At 64.1% G+C, this 23,482-nt stretch carries 21 protein-coding genes; 5 read left to right on the forward strand and 16 right to left on the reverse strand.

The window, feature by feature from the left end; all coding sequences use genetic code 11:
* Nucleotides 1–181 precede the first annotated feature (181 nt).
* From D8Z78_RS16680 to D8Z78_RS16740, 13 genes are read right to left on the reverse strand one after another with little or no spacing between them, the layout of a single operon-like run.
* Entirely contained in the window at nt 182–952 is a 771-nt protein-coding gene (locus D8Z78_RS16680; protein WP_121632968.1) for a WecB/TagA/CpsF family glycosyltransferase, read from the reverse strand.
* Between the two features lies 1 nt (nt 953).
* A complete protein-coding gene (locus tag D8Z78_RS16685) occupies nt 954–1,898 on the reverse strand; it encodes an SGNH/GDSL hydrolase family protein (RefSeq protein WP_121632970.1) in 945 nt (314 codons plus the stop codon).
* A 10-nt stretch (nt 1,899–1,908) separates the two neighbouring features.
* Entirely contained in the window at nt 1,909–3,330 is a 1,422-nt protein-coding gene (locus tag D8Z78_RS16690; protein ID WP_121632971.1) for an MBOAT family O-acyltransferase, read from the reverse strand.
* Nucleotides 3,331–4,479 (reverse strand): glycosyltransferase family 4 protein, encoded by a 1,149-nt coding sequence (locus D8Z78_RS16695; protein WP_121632973.1) that lies wholly within the window; start codon nt 4,477–4,479, stop codon nt 3,331–3,333.
* Nucleotides 4,476–5,702 (reverse strand): O-antigen ligase family protein, encoded by a 1,227-nt coding sequence (locus tag D8Z78_RS16700; RefSeq protein ID WP_128910834.1) that lies wholly within the window; start codon nt 5,700–5,702, stop codon nt 4,476–4,478. The genes D8Z78_RS16695 and D8Z78_RS16700 overlap by 4 nt, the downstream gene beginning before the upstream one ends.
* 9 nt (nt 5,703–5,711) lie before the next feature.
* Nucleotides 5,712–6,878, reverse strand: coding sequence for a glycosyltransferase family 4 protein (locus D8Z78_RS16705; protein WP_121632977.1), 1,167 nt, complete (start codon nt 6,876–6,878; stop codon nt 5,712–5,714).
* Nucleotides 6,875–8,026 carry an acyltransferase family protein gene (locus tag D8Z78_RS16710; protein WP_164932992.1) on the reverse strand — a complete coding sequence of 384 codons (1,152 nt, stop codon included), beginning with the start codon at nt 8,024–8,026 and terminating at the stop codon, nt 6,875–6,877. Before D8Z78_RS16710 ends, D8Z78_RS16705 begins: the two co-directional genes overlap by 4 nt.
* 2 nt (nt 8,027–8,028) lie before the next feature.
* Nucleotides 8,029–8,724, reverse strand: a complete 696-nt coding sequence (locus D8Z78_RS16715; RefSeq protein ID WP_121632981.1) for a class I SAM-dependent methyltransferase — start codon at nt 8,722–8,724, stop codon at nt 8,029–8,031.
* 3 nt (nt 8,725–8,727) lie between these two features.
* Nucleotides 8,728–9,915 carry a polysaccharide pyruvyl transferase family protein gene (locus tag D8Z78_RS16720; protein WP_121632982.1) on the reverse strand — a complete coding sequence of 396 codons (1,188 nt, stop codon included), beginning with the start codon at nt 9,913–9,915 and terminating at the stop codon, nt 8,728–8,730.
* Nucleotides 9,915–10,799: a hypothetical protein gene (locus tag D8Z78_RS16725; RefSeq protein WP_121632984.1), complete on the reverse strand. Its 885-nt coding sequence runs from the start codon at nt 10,797–10,799 to the stop codon at nt 9,915–9,917. The genes D8Z78_RS16720 and D8Z78_RS16725 overlap by 1 nt, the downstream gene beginning before the upstream one ends.
* Nucleotides 10,796–11,758 (reverse strand): nitroreductase family protein, encoded by a 963-nt coding sequence (locus D8Z78_RS16730; protein WP_121632986.1) that lies wholly within the window; start codon nt 11,756–11,758, stop codon nt 10,796–10,798. The genes D8Z78_RS16725 and D8Z78_RS16730 overlap by 4 nt, the downstream gene beginning before the upstream one ends.
* A complete protein-coding gene (locus D8Z78_RS16735; protein ID WP_121632988.1) occupies nt 11,755–13,230 on the reverse strand; it encodes an oligosaccharide flippase family protein in 1,476 nt (491 codons plus the stop codon). The genes D8Z78_RS16730 and D8Z78_RS16735 overlap by 4 nt, the downstream gene beginning before the upstream one ends.
* A 38-nt stretch (nt 13,231–13,268) precedes the next feature.
* Nucleotides 13,269–14,606 carry a nucleotide sugar dehydrogenase gene (locus D8Z78_RS16740; protein ID WP_240672159.1) on the reverse strand — a complete coding sequence of 446 codons (1,338 nt, stop codon included), beginning with the start codon at nt 14,604–14,606 and terminating at the stop codon, nt 13,269–13,271.
* Nucleotides 14,607–14,904: 298 nt separating this feature from the next.
* On the opposite strand from D8Z78_RS16740, the gene D8Z78_RS16745 reads away from it, so the two are divergent.
* Together D8Z78_RS16745 and D8Z78_RS16750 are read left to right on the forward strand one after the other, a co-directional pair.
* On the forward strand, nt 14,905–16,341 hold the full coding sequence (locus D8Z78_RS16745; protein WP_121632992.1) for a mannose-1-phosphate guanylyltransferase/mannose-6-phosphate isomerase: 1,437 nt from the start codon (nt 14,905–14,907) through the stop codon (nt 16,339–16,341).
* 63 nt (nt 16,342–16,404) lie between these two features.
* Nucleotides 16,405–17,418, forward strand: a complete 1,014-nt coding sequence (locus D8Z78_RS16750) for an NAD-dependent epimerase/dehydratase family protein (protein ID WP_121632994.1) — start codon at nt 16,405–16,407, stop codon at nt 17,416–17,418.
* 182 nt (nt 17,419–17,600) lie between these two features.
* Here the strand turns inward: D8Z78_RS16750 and hpaR are convergent, their stop codons facing one another.
* The 3 genes from hpaR to D8Z78_RS16765 all read right to left on the reverse strand — a co-directional run bounded on the left by hpaR (nt 17,601) and on the right by D8Z78_RS16765 (nt 20,261).
* Nucleotides 17,601–18,062: a homoprotocatechuate degradation operon regulator HpaR gene (gene hpaR / locus D8Z78_RS16755; protein WP_121632995.1), complete on the reverse strand. Its 462-nt coding sequence runs from the start codon at nt 18,060–18,062 to the stop codon at nt 17,601–17,603.
* 63 nt (nt 18,063–18,125) lie between these two features.
* The gene (locus tag D8Z78_RS16760; RefSeq protein WP_121632997.1) at nt 18,126–19,478 is read right to left on the reverse strand and encodes an aspartate aminotransferase family protein; all 1,353 of its coding nucleotides are present in this window, start codon (nt 19,476–19,478) and stop codon (nt 18,126–18,128) included.
* Nucleotides 19,479–19,493: 15 nt separating this feature from the next.
* On the reverse strand, nt 19,494–20,261 hold the full coding sequence (locus tag D8Z78_RS16765) for an IclR family transcriptional regulator (RefSeq protein ID WP_121632999.1): 768 nt from the start codon (nt 20,259–20,261) through the stop codon (nt 19,494–19,496).
* Nucleotides 20,262–20,396: 135 nt separating this feature from the next.
* Between D8Z78_RS16765 and D8Z78_RS16770 the strand changes: the two genes are divergently transcribed.
* From D8Z78_RS16770 to D8Z78_RS16780, 3 genes are all read left to right on the forward strand, one after another.
* Complete coding sequence (locus D8Z78_RS16770) at nt 20,397–21,329, forward strand: tripartite tricarboxylate transporter substrate binding protein (RefSeq protein WP_240672160.1); 933 nt, start codon at nt 20,397–20,399, stop codon at nt 21,327–21,329.
* Nucleotides 21,330–21,424: 95 nt separating this feature from the next.
* The gene (locus tag D8Z78_RS16775) at nt 21,425–21,958 is read left to right on the forward strand and encodes a tripartite tricarboxylate transporter TctB family protein (protein WP_121633002.1); all 534 of its coding nucleotides are present in this window, start codon (nt 21,425–21,427) and stop codon (nt 21,956–21,958) included.
* Nucleotides 21,958–23,481: a tripartite tricarboxylate transporter permease gene (locus tag D8Z78_RS16780; protein ID WP_121633004.1), complete on the forward strand. Its 1,524-nt coding sequence runs from the start codon at nt 21,958–21,960 to the stop codon at nt 23,479–23,481. The genes D8Z78_RS16775 and D8Z78_RS16780 overlap by 1 nt, the downstream gene beginning before the upstream one ends.
* The last annotated feature ends 1 nt before the right edge of the window (nt 23,482 follow it).

Consider the following 23,482-nt stretch of genomic DNA (forward strand, 5'->3'; position numbering starts at 1 on the left):
TACTCCCGCAACCACTTACAGAGAACAGGCCGCCACAGCCGCCCTCAGGGCGGCTTTTTGCATCCAGGATAGCCAAAACCACACCAAAACGCTGCCGCTGCGACACAACTAAGCTTGCAAGTATGCTCTGCGCGACGACCCAAGCGTCGCGCTGCCGACGTATCGGCACGCGCCTGCGCGGTCAGCGGGAACCGCGCAGCCGCGCGCGGGCGACGCGGGCCAGAAAGCTGGGGTTGGAGACGAAATTCCGCCGCCACAGCCGTTTAGGCTGGCGCATCAATCGCGGCAGCCATTCCATCCCAAGCTTCTGGAACACCGCAGGCGACCGCGGAACCGTTCCGGCGTAGAAATCGAACACCGCCCCGATCGCACCGATGAACCGCACGTTCAGACGGTCCGCGTTCTGGGCGATCCACTTTTCCTGTTTCGGTGCCGTCATCCCGACCCACAAAACATCCGCGTTCGAGGCGTTCACCGCCGCGATCATCGCGTCATTGTCGTCATCAGAGAACTCGGGCCGGAAAGGCGGCGAATAGGTGCCGGCAAGGCGCATGTTCGGCCAGTCCTGCGGCAGGCGCTGTTTGATCTCAGCCAGCACATGCTCGGTCGAGCCGAGAAAGAACACGCTGCCCCCGGTCTCGTTGAGCAGGTCGCAGGTGTCTTCGAACACGTCGTGGCCGGTGATCCGGTCGCGGATCTGACCCTTGAGCCATTTGGAGCCGATCACGATGCCGATCCCGTCCGGCGTCAGCAAATCCGCCTCGCGCAACGCGCGCTGAAAGGCGGGATCGCTTTCGGCAACATGAAGCGAATGCGGGTTGGCACAGGCAAAGATGCGCGCCGGGCCTGTCTCGGACAGCCATGCCTTGACGCGATCCCGGACCTGCGCACGGGTGAGCGTGGTGACGGGATAGCCGATGATGTCTTCGACGGGCATGTCTGGGCGGGTCATATCACTGTCCTTCGGGCAAAAGCGGGGCAAGACGGGTGGCGAGGTCTTCGGTCACCAGACGCTGCCCCTTGGCATTCAGGTGGATGGGATCGGCGAACAGGTCGTATTGGCTCGACCACGGGTCACGCAGATCGAGGAACTGTACGCTCTCGTAGGTGTCGGCAAAGCCCTTCAGCAGGGTCAGGACCTCGGTGAATGTGTCAGGTTCCAGCGCATTCCAAGCCTCGGTCGTGGGAACGAAGGTGAGGATGACGGGCCAGCCCTTGGCGTCCGCCTCGGCGAGGAAGGCGTCGAACTGGGCCACTTGGGCCGCGTCGATGGCGATGGGCCGGGTTTCCCCAAGCTCAGCCTCGCGTGCGAGCCGTTCCGGATCGAACCGCCCGCCCACACCGCTGGACCAGTCGCCGCTCAAGCCCCGCCGGGCGACGTTAAGCAGCACATCATTGTAGCGCGCCAGATGCACAACCTGCCGGGTCACGTATTCCTGCCAAGACAGGGCGTGGTCGCGCAGGTAGGCATCGACGATTTCGTCGCCCATATGGGGATAGAACAGCCGATGCGCGTTGGAACTCAGCCCGCGCGGCGAGAACATGTGCCCGTCGACGCCAAACACGATGGCGCGCGGGCCGTCGGGATGCAGGGTGCCATAGTGCCGGGCCATGAGGATACGGTCCTCAAGCTGGGCACCGGCGCGGGCGTATTTGGAAACGGGCGTGCCAAGGTCGCGTTCCAGCCGCACCCGGTCGATGCCCAGAACGACGTGGGAATGGCCGACCAGAAGGACGGTATCCTCGGTTTCCAGCCCGAAATAGCGATCAAGCCCCCGCATCAGCACCGCATCCAGCCCACGGTCAGCGGCAAAGAACACGATCAGCCCCAGCAACACGCCCTGTGCCAACCGGATCAGCTGCGCCTTCTGGGCCTTGAGATTGTCGGATATGCGCATCATCGCCCCTTCAGAACTGGAAGTAGATGAAGGCAGAGGAGGACGCGCCCAACAAGGCGATCCCGCACAACAGCAGCGCATGGCCGCTGATCTGCAACGGGCGCGGCACGCGGCTTTCGGAGAAGTAGAACGAGAACCAGCCGCGCACCTGCCCGGTCTGCACCGCGAGCAGGAAGAAGATCAGTAGCACGTTCACCATCGTCGAAAAGCGTGACGAGCCAAGGTCGGGCATGCCGCCCAGATCGGTCAGGATGCGGGTGACGACGATCCAAGCATCCTCGATCGAGGCGGCGCGGAAGAACACCCAAGCCAGAACCACCGCGTGGAAGGTCACAAGCAGGCCGAAGGCGCTGCGCAGCAGCGACGGGCGGTCGGGTACGGGCAGGATCGCGTGCCAGCCGCGTTGCACCATGTAATACGCGGCGTGCAGCCCACCCCAGACGACGAATGTCCACGCCGCGCCGTGCCACAGCCCGCTCAGCAGGAAGACGATCCAGACGTTGCGAATCCATTTCGGCAGGCTGGTGCGGCTGCCGCCCAGCGGGATGTAGACGTAGGATGTGAACCAGCTGGTCAGCGAGATATGCCAGCGCCGCCAGAAATCGGTGATGGTGCGCGCGAAATAGGGCAGGTTGAAGTTCTTCATCAGATCGTAGCCCAGCATCCGGGCACTGCCGATGGCGATGTCGGAATAGGCGCTGAAATCGCAATAGATCTGGAAGGTGAAGAAGTAGGTGGCCAGCAGCAGGGTCGAGCCGTCATGCAGCTCGGGATGGGCGTAGATGTCATCGACATACAGCGCCAGCCGGTCGGCGATGACGATCTTCTTGAACAGACCCCAGATGATCAGCCGCGCGCCCTCGGCGAAGCGTTGGGTGTCGAACCGGTGATGGGTGCTGAACTGGTCCAGCAGCGTCGTGGCGCGTTCAATCGGGCCGGCGATCAGCTGCGGGAAAAAGACCACGTAGGTCGAGAACCGCATCACGCTGCGTTCCGGCCCATGCGCGCCGCGATAGACGTCAATCGGGTAGCTGAGCGCCTGAAAGGTAAAGAAGGAAATCCCCACCGGCAGGATGATATCGAGATGCGGCACCATGTAGGTCATGTTCGCCATCTCGAAGATGGTCCGGAAACTGTCGTTGAAGAAGTTGAAATACTTGAAGAACCCGAGGATCCCCAGCGACACGACACAGGCGAACCACAGCCATGCGCGCCGCGTGAACCGGTCTTCGGTCTGGGCGATGCGGCGCCCGGCCTCGAAGTTGAACAGGGTGACGAAGCCGATCAGGAAGGCGAGCTTCCAGCTCCATTGCATGTAGAAGAAGTAGCTCGCCACCAGCAGGAACGGCACGCGCCACCGGAACGGCGCGGTGAAATAGATCCCGACCACCACCGCGAGGAAAAGGATGTACTCCCACGAATTGAACAGCATCTAGCCGAGCGCCCTTTCATAGGTGGCCATCAGGCGGTCGTAATATTGATCTCGGGTATAGGTCTGGCTGACGCGGGCATAACCCGCCGCGCCCATCATCTTGCGCCGCGCCGGGTCGGCCCAAAGCGTCTGGATCGCCGCGGCCAAGGCAGCCTCGTCGCCCGGCGGCGTGGTCAGGCCGGTTTCGCCCGGGGCGATGATCTCGGGCAGGCCGCCGATATCGGACACGATCACGGGGCGCGCCTGCACCATCGCTTCGATGATGACGCCGGGAAAGCCCTCGTACCACAGACTAGGCACGGCGATCAGCGCCGCCTCACGGTAGAACGCGGACAGGGCCGCCCCGTCGAGATTGCCCAGCAGGGTGACATTGTCCGGCAGGTCGGTGCGGTCGGCCCACGGGCCGGGATTGCCCGCGAAACGGAAGGGCACATCCGGCAGGCGGCGGGCCGCGTCGATAAGCGTCTCGACGCCCTTTTCGGCGCTCAGTCGCCCGACAAACCCGACATAGCCGCCCTCGGACGGCTCCGGCGCTTGATCGGGCAGGTCGATCATGTTGGGGATCACGTCGATGCGGTCGGCGGGATAGCCCTCCTGCACCAGCGTCTCGCGCTGAAAGGCGGTCTGGGCGTAGTATCGGGTGACGTTGTCGCGGTAATAGCCCCGCCTGCGCGCCCATGCGTTGCGGGCGGCGTAGGCTGTGGACTTGAACAGGCTGTCCTCGCAATTGCGGGTGATGCAGTTCCATTCCCGGCCCCCGGCGCAGGCGCGGCAGACCTCGCCATGGGACAGGAACAACCCGTTGGGGCAGACCAGCCGGTAATTCGACAGGCGCATGACGATGGGCACACCCGCGTCATGGATCACCGGCAGGACGGCGGGCGAAATGAGCGGGTACAGGTTCTGCACCTGCACGAGGTCGGGCCGGTCTTGCGCAATCCGCGCGCGCAGAGCCTTGATGGATGAGGCCGAACGCAGGCCAGAGGCGGCAGCGCCCAGCTTGCCGCCGATGCCGCTGATCTCGGCGCTGTCGGCGAAATGCGTATCGACATGATGGCCGCGCGCGCGCAGCAGGTCGACGATGCGCTCCAGCATGATCTCTTCGCCGCTGCGCTTGCCATAGCGGTTATGGACGAACAACAGCTTCATGTTTGTGCCGCCATGCGGGGGTCGACGAAGGGCGCCCTGTCCTGCATCTGCCGCCGCACCTGCGCCTGCCGATAGACGCAGTAATGGAAAAACGCCAGCATCACGAACACGCCCACATGGGTCGGGTCATAAGCGCCGCCGATGATCGACTTGGAATTGTTGTTGACCATCAGCATGGCGATGCCACCGGCCATGCCGATCGCGCCGGGCACCCGCATCCGACGCGCAAACAGCGATTCCCGGATCAGCGCGTAGACGTAGTAAAGCAGAACGAAGATGCCCATCAGCCCCATGCCGAGGATCGCTTCGAGGAAGCCGTTATGCGTGTTGGTCGTGGCCCGCACGCCAAACGTATCCAGACGCGCGCCCACGGCGAAGCCGTAGCCGGTAAAGGGCCGCTGGGCAAAGCCGTCGAGATAGGCGGCCCACAGCACGTTGCGGCCGGTCAGGTTCGACAGGTCCTCGATGCTCCGGCCGGAAAAGACCGTGCTGGTGAGCAGGTCAGTCATCGCCCCCGACAGGAAGGCGACCAGCAGCAGAAGCGACAGCACCGGCAGGATGATGACACGGCCAAAACCCAGCATCATCATCATCACCATCAGCCCCATCACGACGCCGATGTTCGACCCGACGCTGGTGCCGATGCCAAGGAAGAAGAGGAACAGCAGGGCCTTGCGGCGCAGCATCTTTTTCCGGGCCTTGTCGGTCCCGAAGCTTTCGCCGAAACAATACAGCACGCCAAGACCGGCGGTGACGGTATAGACGTTGGTGTGCAGGCCCTCGATGCTGATGCCGACGTTGATCGCCCGTTGCAGAAAGCTCAGGACCGTGACGGCCAGCAGCACCCGCAGCACCGTCCGTTCGGCTTCGAGAAAGTTGGTGTGGCGCGACATCAGGATATAGGCGGTGATGAAGATCGCGATGACCTCCGCGGCGCGAAAGATGCTGAAGGCGGGCAGGGCGGACCAGAGCGCGCTCAGCAGGCCGATGCAGAAATAGATCAGCAACACCATCGCCGAGCTGCGCCGCATGTCCATCAGGACGCGGCGGGTGCGCGGGTTGATCATCGCGAGACCCAGCAGCAGCGCCACGATCAGCACCGCGAGCGAGGCCGATCCGTCGACGCTGGCGAATTCCGACGTGTCGCGGCGGCGCACCATGATCGTCGTCCGCATCACGGACAGGATCATCAACCCCCAGAGAGCCCCGTATAAGATCCGCACGCCGACCCCTTACCTCTTGCGATGCGCGATGGCCATCTCGCAGGCCTCGACGATCGAGCGCGCCGCGTTTTCCGGCCCGTATTGCCGCACCAACGCGCGCGAGGCCTGCCCCATCGCGGCGAGCCCGTCACGCCCCTTGGCCGCCGCCTGTTGCAGCACCTGCGCAAATCCGGGGCCATCTTCTGGCAGGAAGGTCCAGCCGTTCTCGGCCCGGACCAGTTCCGGCCAGCAGCCGTTATAGGTCGAACTCAGGATCGGCAGCGCGCAGGCCATCGCCTCGGGCACCACCAGCGACCAGTTGTCTTCGAGCGTGGAAATCACGAAGGCATCGGCAGACGCGTAATAGGGCGCGATCTCGTCATAGGGGATGCGCCCGGCAAAGACGACATTGCCCAGATCGGCGCTGCCCGCGGTCAGGTCCTCGCGCAGCGGACCGTCTCCCACCAGCAGCAGGCTGGCCTGATCGGGGCCGAGGCCCGCGCTGCGCCACGCCGCCAGCAATTCACGCACGCCCTTGCGGTCGTCCATCCGCCCGACATACAGGAAAACGGTCCCGCGCAGGCCGTAGCGGTCGCGCAGGGCGGTGATCTGCTCGGCGCTGATGGCGTCGACGGCGGCCTGCAAGCCCTCGGTATCGGCGCTCATATGGCCCATGGTGATCCGGGCCGGGTCCATGCCGAGGTCTTCGACGGTGTAGTCCTTGCACAGCTGGCCGCTGCAATCCATCGCATCGGTCATCCGGACCACGCCCTTGCGATACAGCGTCCGCAGCCCCTGCGCATTGCGTTCGGTATGCCGGGTACGCTCGTAGGCGATCACCAGCGGCGTGCGGTGCCGGACCCGGTGCAGTAGCGCGGGCAGCGTCCATTTGAAGAAACCGTCGCAGACCAGAACATCCGGGTCGAGCGCGCGGATATGCTTCATCAGCCCCGGCTGCCAGCGGAACGAGACGTTCCTGTTGGCCATGTGATGCTGGTCTTCGCTGCCGACCTTGGCCTCGCCGGTCAGCGGAAAGGCCCGGTCGCCCAGCGTGGCCACGGCCTTTGCCGTGACGCTTTCGGGGACGTAATCACCGGACCACGACAGGTACAGCCCGCCATTCGTCAGCGCGTCGACCTCGCGAAAGACCGGGATCCGGTAATCGAGAAAGGATCGGGTGACCCAAGCAATCTTCATGCGTGTCCCCTGTTCACGTACCGGTCTTTGGCCAGCGGTTTGGTCCCACGAATGCGGAACCGGTTCTCGATATGGCGAAAGCTGAGATGGCTGATCCAGCACACCGCGGCGAGGTACAGGACAAGGACGAGATTGCCCATCAGGAACCCGCCATAGAACTTGTCCTGCATGCCGTCGACGGGCACACGGTCCCAGTCCAGAATGACGCGCAGCGTCTGCACGAAGAACCAGTTGATCGCGAGATGGACCATGTAGATGGAATACGACACCTGCCCCAGCCACAGCATCGGCCGAAAGACCGGTTGGCCAAAGTCTCCGGGCCGCTCGCCGAAGGCAAGGCACAGGATGGCGATGCCGTAGACCAGCGGAATCGCCAGTTCGGCACGCGTGTCACCGAAGGTTTCGAACCCCCAGAAGACGGTGGCACCTAGGATGCCGCACCCGGCAAGAAACCACAGGCGCCGGTCAACCTGACCCGCCCGGTGCCGCAGCAGGACGAAGCCCTGATAGGCGAAATAGCCGATGGCAAAGCTGCAGACCGAGCGATACAGGCCAAAGATCGGCGCGCGTCCGGTCAATTGGCCATGCATGTTCAGCAATATCCACGCGGACCCTACCGCCGCGGCCAGCAACAGCACGCCCCGCAGCCGCCCGGTGAGGCACAAAACGGCAAACAGCAGGTAGGTGTAGAACTCGACGCTGATCGACCAGCTGACGGCATTGATCCGGGCGTGATCGGCAAACGGCCCGAGCGCCTGCACGAGGAAGGTATTGGCGAGCACGCTTTCGAAATATTGCCGCGAAAAGGCTGGCGGCGCGAGGGTGACGCCCTGCGTCGCTTCGTAGGCAAAGCGCAGCACCTCGATCCCGATGAAGACCGCCAGCATGACCATGTGCAGCGGCCAGACACGCCAGAAGCGCCGCTTGATGAACTCGGCCGCGCCCGAGGTCGTGCGCAACCTTTGTTCGTAATTGTAGCTGATCACGAAGCCCGACAGGACAAAGAACAGGTCCACCATCAGCACGGTATGCGGCAGCATATCGAGCCGGGTGGCCGCATGCACCCAGCCCGCGTGGTACAGTGCCACCGAGACCGCCGCGATGCCGCGCAGCATGTCGAGGGAATGGAACTGCAACCGTTCGGTCATGCCTACTGCGCGCCTTCTGTAGATGTGGCCACCGCCAGCAGCTGGCGGCGCTTTTTCAGGCGCGAGAACAGATTCATGAACAGGCCCTGCAAGGCCCCGTCGCCGAGGAAGAACGCCTTGTGCGTCCATGCGCTGGTGATCGTGCGGACCTCCTGCGGCTCGAACCCGGCCTCGCGCAGGGTGTGCGCGAATTGCAGCGGCGTCCAAGTATGCAGGTGCTGGTTGACGTCCGGGCTGCGCCAGTCGGCGTTGCGCGCGGTGCGGAAATCCTCGACCGGGACCATGATGATGACCTTGCCGCCGGGTTTCAGGATCTTGTGCAGGTCGCGCAGCATGGCGATCGGGTGGGGGATGTGTTCGAACACGTGGTTCGACACGATCGCGTCGTATTTGCGGTCCTCGGGGATCGAATCCAGCCCGTCATACACCGTCAGGTCGAAACTGTCGCGGGCCAGCGCGCGCGGCATGTCGTTGACTTCGAGCCCGTCCACTTCGGCCACGTCCTCACGCAAGAGAGCGGCCATCGAGCCATTGCCACAGCCGAAATCCAGCACGGTCATGTCCTTGGTCAGGTGCGGGCGGTAGAACCGCGCCTGAAGCCGGTAGCCAAGGTGCATCAGGTTGTCCTGACCGCGCCCCTTGAAATAGGCTTCGCCCTTTTCGCCAGCATAGGCCGAAGCCAGATTCTGTTCAGCCATGTCTTATCCCTTCCGCGATTGCGCGATCTGTTCGAAGCGGCCCAGATGACCGTACAAAATGTCGGGCGCCTTTGCCGCAAATGCATCCGCCTTTTTCTGCGTATCGGCATCAAACAGCCGATCCATGACGGTTTCCGGGGCGGTCTGCATCAGGTCGCGGCGGACGAAATAGTTGCCGTCGATCCCGGCGCGGCGCGCGAGGTCGTAATTCGGGTTGCGCGGGTCGCAATGACCAAAGCGCGGTTTCGCCACGTCCATGGTGACGACGGGCGTGTTGTTGGCAAGGCACGAGACATAGCCGTGGAACCGCATCCCGATGAACCCGGCACAGGACGCGAGCGAGGAATACCAGCGCAGCGGCGACATCGGCAGGCCAAGCTCGCCATCGACCAGCGGGTTGCCTTCCTTTTCATGCGGGTTGGCCAAGGTCACCGCCTGATAGCCACGATCGTGGATCACCGAGACCAGTCGCTTGGTCCAGTCCGCGTCAAAGGACCCGGTCAGCAGGATCGTCTTGGACAGGTCCTCGGTCGGTTTTTCGTCCTCGGGCACGGTGAAGGCGCTGTTCAGGCCAAAGACCGGGTCGCAGCTGTAATGCGGGGTGGCGGCGCCCATGGACAGCCAGCGCACCAGCTTGGCGGTCCAGTCGTCGCGCACCGTGACGAAGTCGAAATCGCGCAGCGCCGCGCCCACCTGCCGCATCATCGAGGGGCGCAGGTAGTAAAACGACGTGCCGCGCGAACTGGCGGCGATCGAGCCCTTGATCAGGTTGGGCGCATCGAAGGGCAGGAAGAAGGGCGGCACATCCCGATCCCAGCTGAACGCGTCGAACGGGTTCTTCTTGCCCAGCAGCTTCTTGGCCAGCCGCTTGGGCTCATAAGGCGTGGCCAGACGGAACACCGCGTCCGAGCCGGTCACCACCCCATCCAAGTTCTCGCGGCAGTAGTTCGCAACCGCCTCGGTCGAGGTCAGCGCGGGCGACAGGTTGTAATACCGGTCGGCAAAGGCGTCGTGCTCGGCGATCTGGGCATCGGGCACAAGCTTTTCGAACGCGGCCAGCTTGGCCTCGTCGACATAGTTCACGATCACCGGTTCGTGGCCCAGCTTGCGCAGCATTTCCTGCGTTGCCAGCGTTTGCAGGTTGGCACCGAAATTCCGGCTGGAATGGAAGGTGAGGACGCCGATGCGCATCAAGAGACCTTTCGTCCTTGTCCCAGCCGCGAGTTCAACTGCCGCAACCCCGGCGACAGCACGAACGGCAACAGCCAGGTCGTGTCATGGAACCAGCCGTTGTCATAGCGGATGGTCTGGAGTTTCTCCGGCTCGAACCGCATCCGGTTGCCGAAGATGCTGTGATTGTCGGCCCGCGCGCCGGGCGTGCCATAATCGGCAATCGGCGCGTCGATGAAGGCCTCGATTTCGCCTTTCACGCTGGCGGTGTCGAAACACAGCCGTTCGTAGGAGACGGGCAGCACCGGCAGGCCGTTGCGCTTCACGATCTCTTCGACGCGAGTGTTCAGGCGCTGCCATTGCCGCGCGTCGGCCATCGGGTGGCGCAGAAGGTATTTCGCCGTGCCCTTGGCCAGACCGGCGCGCTTGCGGTTCTCGGCCCAGCTGGCGACGCCGTTGCGGCGATAGGATTTCTGCATCGACACCAGCCACGACCGCACGTCGCGCACGAGGTGCAACACCTTGATGTCGAAGGCCCCCGAGGCAATGGCGCGCTCCAGCCCCTCGGGTGTCTTGGAACTGTCGACCATGACCGTGCCGGGGCCGAAATGCGTTGCCACCGCTTCGCCCAAGGCACGGTAACGCGCGTTTTCGTCGTCGCGCGGGATATCGGACAGGCGCGCGATCACCGGCTTCCAGAACACACAGTCGGCCACACCCGTCCCGCAGGAACACAAGTGACCGTCAAGATTGTCGACGATCGGATTGCGCCGATCCACCAGCTGAAAGATCTCTCCCAGACCGACATGACCCTCGGCCCCGCTGACGAACATCTCGAGCAGGGTCGAGCCGCTATGCCCGGAGCCAGCGATATAGATCAGGGGAAAGCGCCCGCCCGAGGTCATGTCCGCGCCTCCAGATCCTTCAGCACATGGTCCAGCGCGTAGCGGCGCGATCCAGCGGCCTTGGTGTCCTCGGCCAGCGGGCCGAAGGAGATCATCATGATGACGACCTCGTCATCCGGGATGCTGACGGCGGCGCGCAGGGCGTTGTCCTGCCGATAGCTGGCCGACCAGTTGAGCGGACAGGCGCCAAAGCCATGCGCGTGCAGGGACAGCATCAGGCTCATCGAGAAAAGCCCGCCATCGACGAAGGCTTGGTTGCGTTCGCTGGAGGTGGAAAAGATCGTCATCGAACAGGTCACGATGAACAGGCCGGGCACGCGGTCGCCGAAACCGGAATTGCCATTTTGATGCCCGAGCGCGGTCCGGATGACCTTGGGGTCCAGCGTCGCATGCACGCGAAAGCCCTGACGGTTGCAGACCGACGGCGTTGCAAGGCTGTCACGCACGACCTGCCGGACGGTTTCGGGGTCGATTGGATCCTCGCCATATTCGCGGATGCTGGCGCGGGTGTTCAGGCCCTTGATCAGCGCCGCGCGTTCGTCGGCGGTCAGGGCGTCGGGGCCGACCTGCCGGACACTGCGCGCGATCTCGGCGGTGGCCGGATCGTCGAGACCGTCGGTCTCGGGCAGCAGGTCGGAAATGTCGATCCCGGCCTCGTCATGGACACGGCGATAATTCGCGACGGCATCCTGTGCCATGCGCATGGCCGTCGCATCCTCGGGCAGGCCGAGACGGCGATGCTGGCCCATCAGTTTCAGCGTGTTGGCGAGCTTGGCCTTGGCCCGGCGCGGTTCGAACCCGCGAAAGCTGAGCGCCTTTTCAAGGCCATGCGCCGCGATCATCAACCGCGCCTCAAGCAATGCGGGCACGGTCCCGGCGGTCTTGCCAAAAGCCGAGTGCCGCTTGAAGCGCCTCAGATCGTTCATGTAATCGGCCAGCAGGATGATGGATCGCTTCATGTCCGATACTCCAGATAGATATAGCCGAGCGGCGCGAGCGAGAGGATGACGGACACCGCCATCAACGCGATGGAGCCTTCGGAAAAGGCAAAGACGCTGAGCCCGCTGCTGCCGATTGCGATCAGGATCGGAATCGCGGTCTGCCGCAGGAACTGACGCGACAGGAGCACGATGATATATGCCAGCGACGCCAGTGCCATCACGGCCTCGGCCACGAGATAGGCATAGGCCAGCGAGATCGCCGTCGGCTCTTCCCAGATGAAATAGAGCGGCAGCAGGAAGGCCAGCGCCCAGATCACCGACAGCGCGGTGTGCCGCCAGACATGGCCGGTGCCGTCCATGATCTTGCGCAGCGACTGGTTCAGGGCGAACAACGCGACGCTGATCATCAGCGCGGGCAGCACCATCGCGCCGTCGTCATAGGCGTCACCAAAGATCACCATCAGCCAGTCCGACAGGCAGATCGTGACCACCGTGACCGGCAGGGCAATGGCGAGGATGCCGTTGAATTGCAGGCTCACCGCCTTATGGAATTCCGACTTGTCCGCCTGCCCGTAGGTGCCCGCGATGATCGGCAGCGCCACCAGCGACAGCGATCCGGGCACGAACAGGATCATCGTGCGCCACTGGTTCGCAGCCTCGAACAGGCCAAGTTCCTGAAACCCGTTTTCCGCCCCCGCAAGGTGGACGCGGCCCAGCCAGTAGCAGCCCGCAGTCATCAACCCGGTGATCAGCCCGGGCAGCGCAAAGGTCCACAGGATCGACACCTCGGAGCGCCATTCGCGAAACGGCAGATTGCCCTTGATGCCGTGCATCGCCAGTGCCTTGCGGACATGGATTTCGAGGATGACGAAGCTGAGCAGCGCCGCAAGGCTCAGCCCCAGCGTCGCGCCGAGAACGCCCCAGAACCACGCGCCGACCGGCATCAGGACCGCGGTGGTTGCGCCCTTCCAGATGTTGACGCGGGCGTAGGCGCGGAATTGCTCCGTGCCGATCAGGATCGTCTCGCGCACCGCGCTGTAGGCTTGGCAGAACATGAAGACGGAGCCGACCCGCAGCGGCAGGCTAAGTCCGGGATTGTTGAGATAGGTGGTGGCGATGTAGCCGCCGCCGAACAGCAAGACGGCCCCGAACAGCGCGCAAAGTACCGCGGACACGAACAGCGTCATCGACAGGATGCGCGCGGCACGGACCGGATCGGTCTCGCGGAACTCGGCGACATGCTTGTTCGCCGTGGTGCCCAGCCGGAACACCGCCAGCGTCGTCAGGATGTTGGCGGTCGAGCGCAGGATGCCCAACTCGCCAAAGCCCACGGGCCCAAGCACCCGCGCCACCAGCACCGAACTGGCGGCGGTCAGTGACCGCCAACCCAGATTGCCAAGGACGCTCCAGCCAAAGCCGTCACGCAGGCGGCGCAGGACGCTTTTGCCGGGCTTGGCCACGGGTTGTTCGCCGCTCGTGTCGACTGTCATGTCACCCCCTGCGGTTCCGTCCGGTGTTGCTCCGCCTGTCAGGCCAGAACCAGGTTATCGCCCGAGGCCCCCGCCTTGCGGCAGGCGTTGCGCGTATCCACCACCAGCGGCGCATGTGTCAGCAGCGCCTGATAGTCGACATCGTCGTGATCGGTCACGATCAGCACCGCGTCGAAGCGGGCCCCGATCTCGTCGCTCCAGTCCTCGCTCTCGCGGCCCGCCAGATTGGGGTGCTCGCGGGTCATCGGGATGACGGGAACGTAGGGGTCGTAATAGCTGGTCTCGGTGCCGCGCTCGTCCAGAAGTTCCAGCACGCGCAGCGCCGGGCTTTCGCGCATGTCGTCGACGTTCTTCTTGTAGGCCGCGCCGATCACGAGCACCTTCGAGCCGTTCAGACCCTTGCGCAGGCGCTGGTCCATGGCCAGGGCCAGCTTTTCCACCACGCGCGACGGCATGGCCGAGTTGATCTCGCCCGCCAGTTCGATGAAGCGCGTGCGGATGTCGAATTCGCGCGCCTTCCATGTCAGGTAGAACGGGTCGATCGGGATGCAGTGACCGCCCAGACCGGGCCCGGGATAGAAGGGCATGAAGCCAAAGGGCTTGGTCTTGGCGGCGTCGATCACCTCCCAGATATCCACGCCCATCGGCTCGAAGATGGTCTTCAGCTCGTTGACCAGCGCGATGTTGATCGAGCGGAAGATGTTTTCCGTCAGCTTCGTCGCCTCGGCGGCGCGGGTCGACGACACCGGCACGACCGTTTCGATCACATGTTCATAGAAGGCCGTGGCCGCCGCGCGCGCGCCTTCGTCATCGGCGCCGACGACCTTGGGAATGGTTGAGGTCGAGAACAGCGCATTGCCCGGGTCCTCGCGCTCGGGCGAGAAGGCCAGCAGGAAATCCTCGGCCGCCTTCAGACCCGTCGCTTCGAGAATCGGGCGCATGTCCTCATCCGTCGTGCCGGGATAGGTGGTCGACTCCAGAACGATCAGCTGACCCTTGCGCAGGCGCTTGGCGATTTCGCGCGTGGTGTCCAGCAGGTAGGACAGGTCGGGCTCGTAATGGCGGTCCAGCGGGGTTGGCACGCAGATCACCAGCACATCCGGTTCGCCCAGCCGGTCGAAGTCGCTGGTGGCGCTGATCAGGCCGGTGGCCTGCGCGCGGGCGATGGCCTCGGACGGGATGTGCTTGAGATAGCTTTGGGACGCTGCGATCTGCTGCGGCTTGCGCTCGTCGACATCGAAGCCCAGAACCCGCAGCCCCTTGTCGCAAATCGCGAGGGCCAGCGGCAGGCCGACATATCCCAGTCCGATGACGCCGATCAGGGCGTCCTTGCTCTTGATCTTGCTGACCAGTTGCTCACTGATGGTGGCGGACAATGTATCACCCCTAAGATTAGCGTCGGACCGGGGGCGCCGGCCTGTGCCCGCGCCCATGTCTGACTAAATTCGCTTGCCCAATAGCACTAAGTTTGGGCACCTTCTATACGCGCTCGGCAGGGATACAAGATGAAATTGTTTGCACCTGCGGCACAGTGCCGATGACTGCCCAAAAAACGGGCGCACCCTTCGACCGGCTCGCCGCGAGGCGCGACGACTGGTGGGGAATATGGGGTTGCAGAGACAGGGCTAATCCAAGAAAACTCGACGCGAAGCGTTCTTTATCGGAATTTGAGACATGACTGCCACTTCGATTACTCCCGTGATTCTCTGCGGCGGGTCGGGCACCCGGCTGTGGCCGTTGTCACGCAAGAGCTACCCCAAGCAATTCGTTCAGCTGATGGGCGAGGAAACGCTGTTTCAGGCCTCGGCCCGGCGGCTGTCCGGCAAGACCGGGGCGCTGTCCTTTGCCGCGCCGATGGTGCTGACCAACTCGGATTTCCGGTTCATCGTGACCGAGCAACTGCACGGGATCGGGATTGACCCGGGCGCCATCGTGATCGAACCCGAGGGGCGCAATACCGCGCCCGCGATTCTTGCGGCGGCGCTGCTGGCGGCCAAGACCGACCCCGACGCGATCCTGTTGGTCGCGCCGTCGGATCACGTGGTGCCGGATGTCGCGGCGTTTCATGCGGCGGTCGAACAGGGGCTGGCGGCAGTGGCGCAAGGCGATCTGGTCACCTTCGGCATCCAGCCGACCCATCCCGAAACCGCCTATGGCTATCTGGAACTGGCGGGCAAGCCAGAGGGCGGCCCGGTCAAGCTGGCGCGCTTCGTCGAAAAGCCCGACGGCGCCGCGGCGCAGGCGATGCTGGACGCGGGCACCTATATGTGGAACGCGGGCATCTTCTTGTTCCGCGCCGCCGACATCATCGCCGCGTTCAAGACCCATGCCGCCGACCTGATGGACCCCGTGTCCGACGCGCTGGATCAGGCCAAGCCCGACCTTGGATTCCTGCGCCTCGCGCCTGAGCCGTGGTCGAAGGCCGACGACATCTCGGTCGATTACGCGGTGATGGAACGCGCGGGCAACCTGTCGGTCGTGCCCTTTGCCTCTGGCTGGTCCGATCTGGGCGGCTGGGACGCGGTCTGGCGCGAAAGCGGGCCGGATGCGGATGGGGTCGTGACCTCGGAGGGCGCGACCGCCATTGACTGCCGCGACACGCTGCTGCGCGCCGATGGCAACCGGCTGGAGGTCGTGGGCATCGGTCTGAGCAACATCATGGCCGTGGCGATGAATGACGCGGTTCTGGTCGCCGATATGAGCCGCGCGCAGGATGTGAAAAAGGCCGTCACCGCGCTGAAGGCAAAGCACGCGGTTCAGGCCACGCAATTCCCCAAGGATCACCGCCCATGGGGCTGGTTCGAAAGCCTCGTGGTCGGCGACCGCTTTCAGGTGAAGCGCATCCTTGTCCATCCCGGCGCGTCGCTGTCGCTGCAAAGCCACTTTCATCGGTCCGAACACTGGATCGTGGTCGAGGGCACGGCGCGCGTCACCGTCGATGACGAGGTCAAGCTGGTGACAGAGAATCAGTCGGTCTACATCCCGCTCGGCGCCGTCCACCGGATGGAAAACCCGGGCAAGGTGCCGATGGTCCTGATCGAGGTGCAGACCGGCGCCTATGTGGGCGAAGACGATATCGTCCGCTACGAGGACGTCTACGCGCGCGACTGAGGCTGGCCACATCCCGCCCTTGATGCTAGGGGCGGGGCGGGATTTGATCACGGGACGGGTTTCATGGAACGGGTTTTCATCACCGGCACCGCCGGCTTCATCGGCTATTTTCTGGCCCGGCTGCTGCTGGACGAGGGCTATACCGTCCACGGCTATGACGGCATGACGGATTACTACGACGTCACGTTGAAACAGCGCCGCACGCAGGCCTTGCTGCAATCGCCGCGCTTTGGCTTTACCGAAGGCATGCTGGAGAATACGGCCCGGATCGACGAGGTGATCGACGGGTTTAAGCCGGACGTGATCGTGCATCTGGCCGGGCAGGCGGGCGTGCGCTACAGCCTTGAAAACCCGCGCTCTTATATCGACGCCAACGTGGTCGGCACCTTCAACGTGATGGAGGCGGCGCGGCGCAACGGCGTGCGGCATCTGCTGATGGCGTCGACCTCGTCCGTCTATGGCGCGAATACCGAAATGCCCTATCGGGAAACCGACAAGGCCGACACGCAGATGACGATCTATGCGGCCACGAAAAAGGCGACCGAGGCGATGGGGCACAGCTATGCCCACCTCCACGATTTGCCGGTGACCATGTTCCGCTTCTTCACGGTCTACGGGCCGTGGGGCCGCCCCGACATGGCTTATTTCAAGTTCGTGAAGGCGATCCTGAACGGCGACCCGATCGACATCTACAATCACGGCGAGATGTATCGCGACTTCACCTATGTCGAGGATCTGGTGCGCGGCATTCGCCTGCTGATCGACGCCGCACCGGTGCGGCCCGCCTCGGCGGAGGAGATCGCCGCGAATGACAGCCTGTCGCCCGTTGCGCCCTTCCGCATCGTGAATATCGGCAACTCGACCAAGGTGCGTCTGCTCGACTTCATCGAGGCGATCGAGGACTCGCTGGGCGTCAAGGCGCAGCGCAACTACATGGAGATGCAGCCCGGCGACGTGCCCGCCACTTGGGCCGAGGCCAGCCTGCTGCACGACCTGACCGGCTACAAGCCCACCACGTCAGTGCGCGAGGGGATTGGCGCGTTTGTCGCTTGGTACCGGGAGTATTACGGGGTGTAATGGCGGGGGCGGTCGCCCCTCAGCCAGCGCCAGCATTGGCGGAACACGCTCTGCCGGCACGGTTCGAATAGGCAGCCCAGTACGAAGCGGAACGGATCGATTTCGGTCATCGGCAATCCCCCGGTGAATCACTTGCCCGGTGGATAGCGGCGCTGTGTCATGGTTTCATGACAGACGGTGGATCAGGTCTGGCCGCTCACCGCGTCCTGAAGCGCATGCAATTCGTCCAGAAGCGCGTCCAGCCGGTCCGCGCCGAAATGGGCTTCGATCCGGTCGTAGATCGCGCGGCTTTCCGGAGAAATCCCGGCGATGAAGTCCCGCCCGGCCGCCGTCAGGTCGATGGTCCAGCGGCGGCGGTCATCCGGGTCGCGCCCGGTGGTGATCAGGCCGCGCGCCTCAAGCGCCTTGAGCATGCGTGTCAGCGAAGGCGCGAGGATGCAGGCCCGGCGTGCCAGTTGCGACGCATCCGAGGGGCCTGTTTCCTGAAGCACCCGCAGGACGCGCCACTGCTGTTCGGTGATGTCATGCGCCGCCAGCATCGGGCGAAACTGTTCCATCACCGCCTCGCGCGCCCGCAAGAGGGCGATCGGCAGCGTGCGGGCGGTCTGGGCCAATCCGGCGGGGATGCGGTGTCTATCGGGCATGGGTGTCTCCGGGCTTGGACTGTCTTCCCGCAGAAGGCGAGCCTTGGCAAGCCCGGCCCGGCGTCAAACCGCCGAGAACCCGGCGTCCAGCGCCGTCAGGATGGTATCCGCCTGTGCCTCGCTCAGCACCAAAGGCGGGGACAGGATGATGTTCGGTCCCGATATGCGGATCATCGCGCCCGCCTCATAGGTGGCGCGGTGGATGCGCGCGATGGTGCCCTTGTCGATGGGGGTCTTGGTGGCGCGGTCGCTGACCAGTTCCATGGCCAGCATCAGCCCTTCGCCGCCGCGCACGTCACCGATGACCTCGTGTTTCGCATGCAGTGCCTTCAGCCCGTCGAACAACTGCGCACCCCGGGCGGCGGCATTGGTGTGGACGTTCAGGCGCTGGGTTTCGTGCAGGCAGGCAATCGCCGCCGCAGCCCCCACCGGGTGGCCGGAATAGGTGTAGCCCGAGCCGATGGCCCCCTTGCCGGTGGCGTCGCTCTCGAACACCTCCGCCACCGCGCCGGAAATCATCACCGCGCCAAAGGGGAAATAGCCGTTGGTGATTGCCTTGGCGGTACACATGAAATCGGGCTTCACGCCCCAATGGCGGCTGCCGGTCCAGCTGCCGGTCCGGCCAAAGGCGGTGATGACCTCGTCCGCGATCAGCAGGATGCCGTATGTGTCACACAGCGCGCGCACGCCGGGCATGAAGCTGGCATGGGGCGGGATCACCCCGCCCGCGCCCAGCACCGGCTCCATGATGAAGGCGGCGATGGTGGACGGGTCCTGAAACTTGATCTCGTCTTCGATATCGGCCAGCACCAGCTGCGCCAGCCGTTCCGGGTCGGTCTCGTTACAGGGGTTCCGGTAGGGGTAAGGCGCGGGCACGTGGTAGCAGCCGGGCAGAAGCGGCTCGTACTGGGTGCGGAAATTGGCATTGCCATTGACCGACGCGCCCAGCGTATGCGTGCCGTGATAGCCCTTTTTCAGGGACAGATACTTGATGCGCCCGGCCTCGCCCCGGATCTTGTGGTATTGCCGCGCCAGACGCAGGGCGATTTCCACGGAATCGGACCCGCCCGAGGTATAGAAGGCGCGCTCCAGCCCGTCCTCGGCAAAGAAATCCTTCAGCATTTCAGACAGTTCGATCACGCAATCATTCGTCGTGCCGCGAAAGATCGAATAATAGGGCAGGCGGTCAAGCTGCCGGGCAATGGCCTCTTTGACCGGCTGGCAGGAATAGCCGAGGTTGACGTTCCACAGGCCGCCCACCGCATCGACCACACGCACGCCGTCCACATCGGTGATCTCGCACCCCTCGCCGCCGACGATGATGTCGGGCGGGTTGGCGAGGCTGTCGGCGGGATGCGCCATCGGGTGCCAGACGTGGCGGGCATTGTGTTCCTTGAGGAAATTGGCGTCTTTCATGGCGGGCCTCTTGGGTCAGGACAGCGGGTGGTCGGGCGGAAAGCTTCCGCCGAGCGAACGGGTGGCGGCGCGGGCCGCCTCGATCAGGTGGGGCTGGATCGCGGTCAGTTTCTCGTCCGACGCCCGCACCGATGGCACCGAGACGGAGATCGCGCCAAACGGCTTGCCCGCTGCGTCGAAAAACGCGATGCCCTGCGATGTGACCTCGGAGTCGAAAGCCTGCGCCTGCCGGGCCAGCCCGGTGGCGCGGGTGTCGTCGATCAAGGCCTGCAGGGTATCCGGCGTGGCCGGGGTTGTCTCGGTGAAGGCGGTCAGGGGCTTTGCCAGAACCTGCCGCGCCAGCGCGGGCGCAAAGGCAAGGATCGCCAGCCCCGACGAGGTGGCGTGCAGCGGCAGCATCTCGGCCTCGTCGAAATGCACCTGCGTGCCGTGACGCTTTGGGTCCATGTGGTAGATCGGGGACAGCTCGTCGCCTTGTAGCAGCGAGGCATGCGCCAGTTCGCCCACCTCATCGGCCAGCGCGGACACGATGGGACGGATCAGGTGGCGCAGCGGATGGGTGGCCTCGCGCACCGCCGACAGCCGCAGAATCGCCGGACCCAGCCGGTAAGCGCGGGTCTGCGCATGCTGTTCCAGAAAGCCGTTCTGTTCCAGTTCCACCAGATGGCGGTGCACGGTGGCCTTGTCGCGCCCGGTCAGGCGGACGAACTCGGTCAGCCCGATCTCGGGCCGTGAACGAGAGAAATGGTTCAGCATTTCCAAGGCTTTGGTGATCGTGCCCATGCGCTTCCTTCTGACGGGCCTCGGAAATCTGCATCCGGCGCCAAGCTATTTGTTGACAGAGGATCATTGCGGATGCAAGTATTTTTGCAACCAGTGGTTTGAATAATGAACCCGCATCCCAACAGGAGAAGAACCGTGAAGAAACTGCTTTGCACCGCTGCATGCTTGCTGGCCCTGCCCTTGGCGGCTGCGGCCGAGTATCCCGAAAAGCCCGTGGAATTCGTGGTGCCATGGCCTCCGGGCGATCTGGAGGATGTGCTGACCCGGATGATCGCCGACCAGTTTCAGGCGGATTACGGCGTGCCTGCGGCGGTGGTGAACAAGCCCGGCGGCGGTGGCGGTCCCTTCCCCGGCGCGGCCGAGGTCGCAAGCGCGCCTGCGGACGGCTATACCGTGGGGTCCTTCGTGGTGGGCGTGCCGATCGTGGGCCCGCAAACCGGCATCCCGGTGCTGAACCCCAACCCGTTCGAGCCACTGGGCATCTTCCTCACCTATCCGTTCGTGATCGCCGCGTCGGGCGATGCGCCCTATTCGTCCATCGACGAACTGGCCGCGCACGCGCAGGAGAACGAGGTGGCGCTGGGCCATTTCGGGCGCGTGCTGATCCCGACACAGGTGACGATGGCCTTGGCCAAGACCAAGGGGTTCGACTACGCCTATGAATCCGCCTTCGACGCGCTGGATTGCAACACGCTGGCTTCGGGAGACGCGGATGTCATCAACACCACGCTGCAACTGATCCTGCCCTGTCTGGACGACGTCAAGGTGCTGGCTTCCATCGGGTCGGAGCGCATCGCGCTGACGCCTGACACGCCCACGGTGGGCGAATTGGCCCCCGACCTGAACGTGTCGCTGTGGAACGGCCTGTTCGTGCACAAGGACGTGCCGCAGGACGCGCGGGACAAGATCATCGCCACGGCGGAAAAGGTCATGGCGTCGGACAAGGCCAAGGAACTGGCGGCAGAGACCGGCGCGCTGATCTATTGGCAAAATGCCGGGGATGCGGCGGCTCAGATCGAAAGCGATATGACCACGCTGGGTGTGATCGACGGCCTTCTGGCCGAGTGACACCTGTCCCGGGCGAAGACCCGGGACCTCCACCTTGATCCACCCAGAGGCCCCGGGTCTGCGCCCGGGGCACGACCCCCGGACCGCGAGGGACGATGAAGACCTTTCAGGACCTGTTCAAACGCTACCGGAGGCCCGGCGACTTCTTCATCGCGCTCTTGTCGCTGCTGTTTGCGCTGTTCCTGCTGGTGAACCTGCCGGGGCAGGCGCAATGGATGGACCGGGCGAAGACGGTCGCCCAACCGGCGCTGTGGCCGGGCATCGCAGTGATCGGGATGGTCGTCTTCTCCGCCTTGCACCTGTTGGGGGCCATCGTCTCCGACCGCATTCCGGGCCGCATGGCCGAGGTGCTGGAATGGCTGAGGGCGGTGGAATATGCGGGCTGGTTCATGGCCTATGTCTGGCTCGTGCCCTATCTCGGCTACCTGCCCGCAACCCTCGTCTTCTGCATCGCGCTGACCCTGCGATTGGGCTATCGCGGCTGGCGCTGGATGCTGGTGGCAAGCGTCTTTGCCATCGCGGTGGTCGTGATCTTCAAGGGCTTCCTTCAAGTGCGCATCCCTGCGGGTGCCATCTATGAATGGCTGCCCTCCGGCCCGTTCCGCACCTTCATGATGAGCTACCTCTGATGGCCGATCTGATCGCTGGCTTTCACATGTTGATGACACCGGCGGTGCTGTTCGCGCTGCTGATCGGGTCGCTGGGCGGCGTCATCATCGGCGCGATCCCGGGCGTCGGCGCGGCCGTGGCCATCGCCATCCTGCTGCCTGCGACTTTCTCCATGGAGCCGATCGTCGGCCTGACCATGCTGCTGGGCATCTACGGGTCGTCGATGTATGGCGGATCGCTCCCCGCGATCCTCATCAACACCCCCGGCACCGCCGTCAACGCGCTGACCACCTATGATGGCTATCCCATGACCCAGCGGGGCGAGGCGCTGAAGGCGCTGGGCCTTGCCTATGGTGCCAGTTTCATCGGTGGCATTCTGTCGATCTGCGCGCTGATCTTCCTCTCGCCCGTCTTGGCGAAGGTCGCGCCGATGTTCGGCTCGCGCGAGATCTTTCTCGCCGCCCTGCTGGGGATCGTGCTGGTGATCCTTGCCCACAGGGGCCAGACCTTTGCCGCAGGATCACTGGCCTGTTTCGGCATCTTCCTCGGCACCGTCGGGCTGGAGCCGATCCAGTATACGCAACGCTTCACCTTCGGCCTGACCTTCCTGTCCTCGGGGATCAACCTGATTGTCGTCGTGCTGGGCCTGTTCGCCCTGTCCCAAGGCTTCCTCTTGCTCAGCCAGCCCGACGGTGCCCCCCAAGGGCAACGCGTCCAAGGCAACATGTTCCGCGCCATGGCCGGTGTCTTTCGGCACAAACGCATCGCCGGGGCCGGGTCGGGCTTTGGCGTGCTGATGGGCATGATCCCCGGCGTGGGCGAGTTCACCGCCCAGTTCCTGACCTACACCTACGCGCAAAAGACCTCCAAAACGCCCGAGCAATTCGGCAATGGCAGCAGCGAAGGGCTGGTGGCCAGCGAATCCGCCAACAACGCCGTGCCCGCTGCCGCGATGATCCCGCTGCTGGCACTGGGCATCCCGGGCGAGGCGCTGACCGCGATGATGCTCTCCGTCTTTTACGTCCATAACGTCGTCCCCGGTCCGGCTCTGTTCCAGACCCAGATGGACTTCGTCTATGCGCTGTATATCGCGATGATCCTGCTGAACGTGATCGTAGTGATCTTTGTCGGGTTGTCCTCGAACCTGCTGATGAAGATCATCCGCATCCCGACCCGCTTCCTTGGCATGACCATCGTCACGCTGGGGTTTGTCGGCGTCTACTCCCTGCGCAACTCGATGACCGATTGTGCGCTGGCCGCAGGCTTTGGCCTGCTGGGGTTGGTGCTGAAACGGCAGAACCTGCCCATCGTGCCGATCATCCTTGGCATGGTTCTGGGCGGGATCATGGAGACCAAGCTGCGCTCTGGCATGGCGCGGGTGAAAACCCCGTTGGATTTCTTTGACCGGCCCATTGCGGCGCTGCTGGGCGTGGCTATCGTGCTGCTGCTGGTTGCCCATGTCTGGGGTGTGCTGCGCGAACGGCGCCGCAACATCCCCGACGCGGAACACGATCACGACATGCATGACAGCCAGACGAGGTAAC

Source organism: Tropicibacter alexandrii (assembly GCF_003667315.2).
Lineage (GTDB): Bacteria > Pseudomonadota > Alphaproteobacteria > Rhodobacterales > Rhodobacteraceae > Tropicibacter > Tropicibacter alexandrii.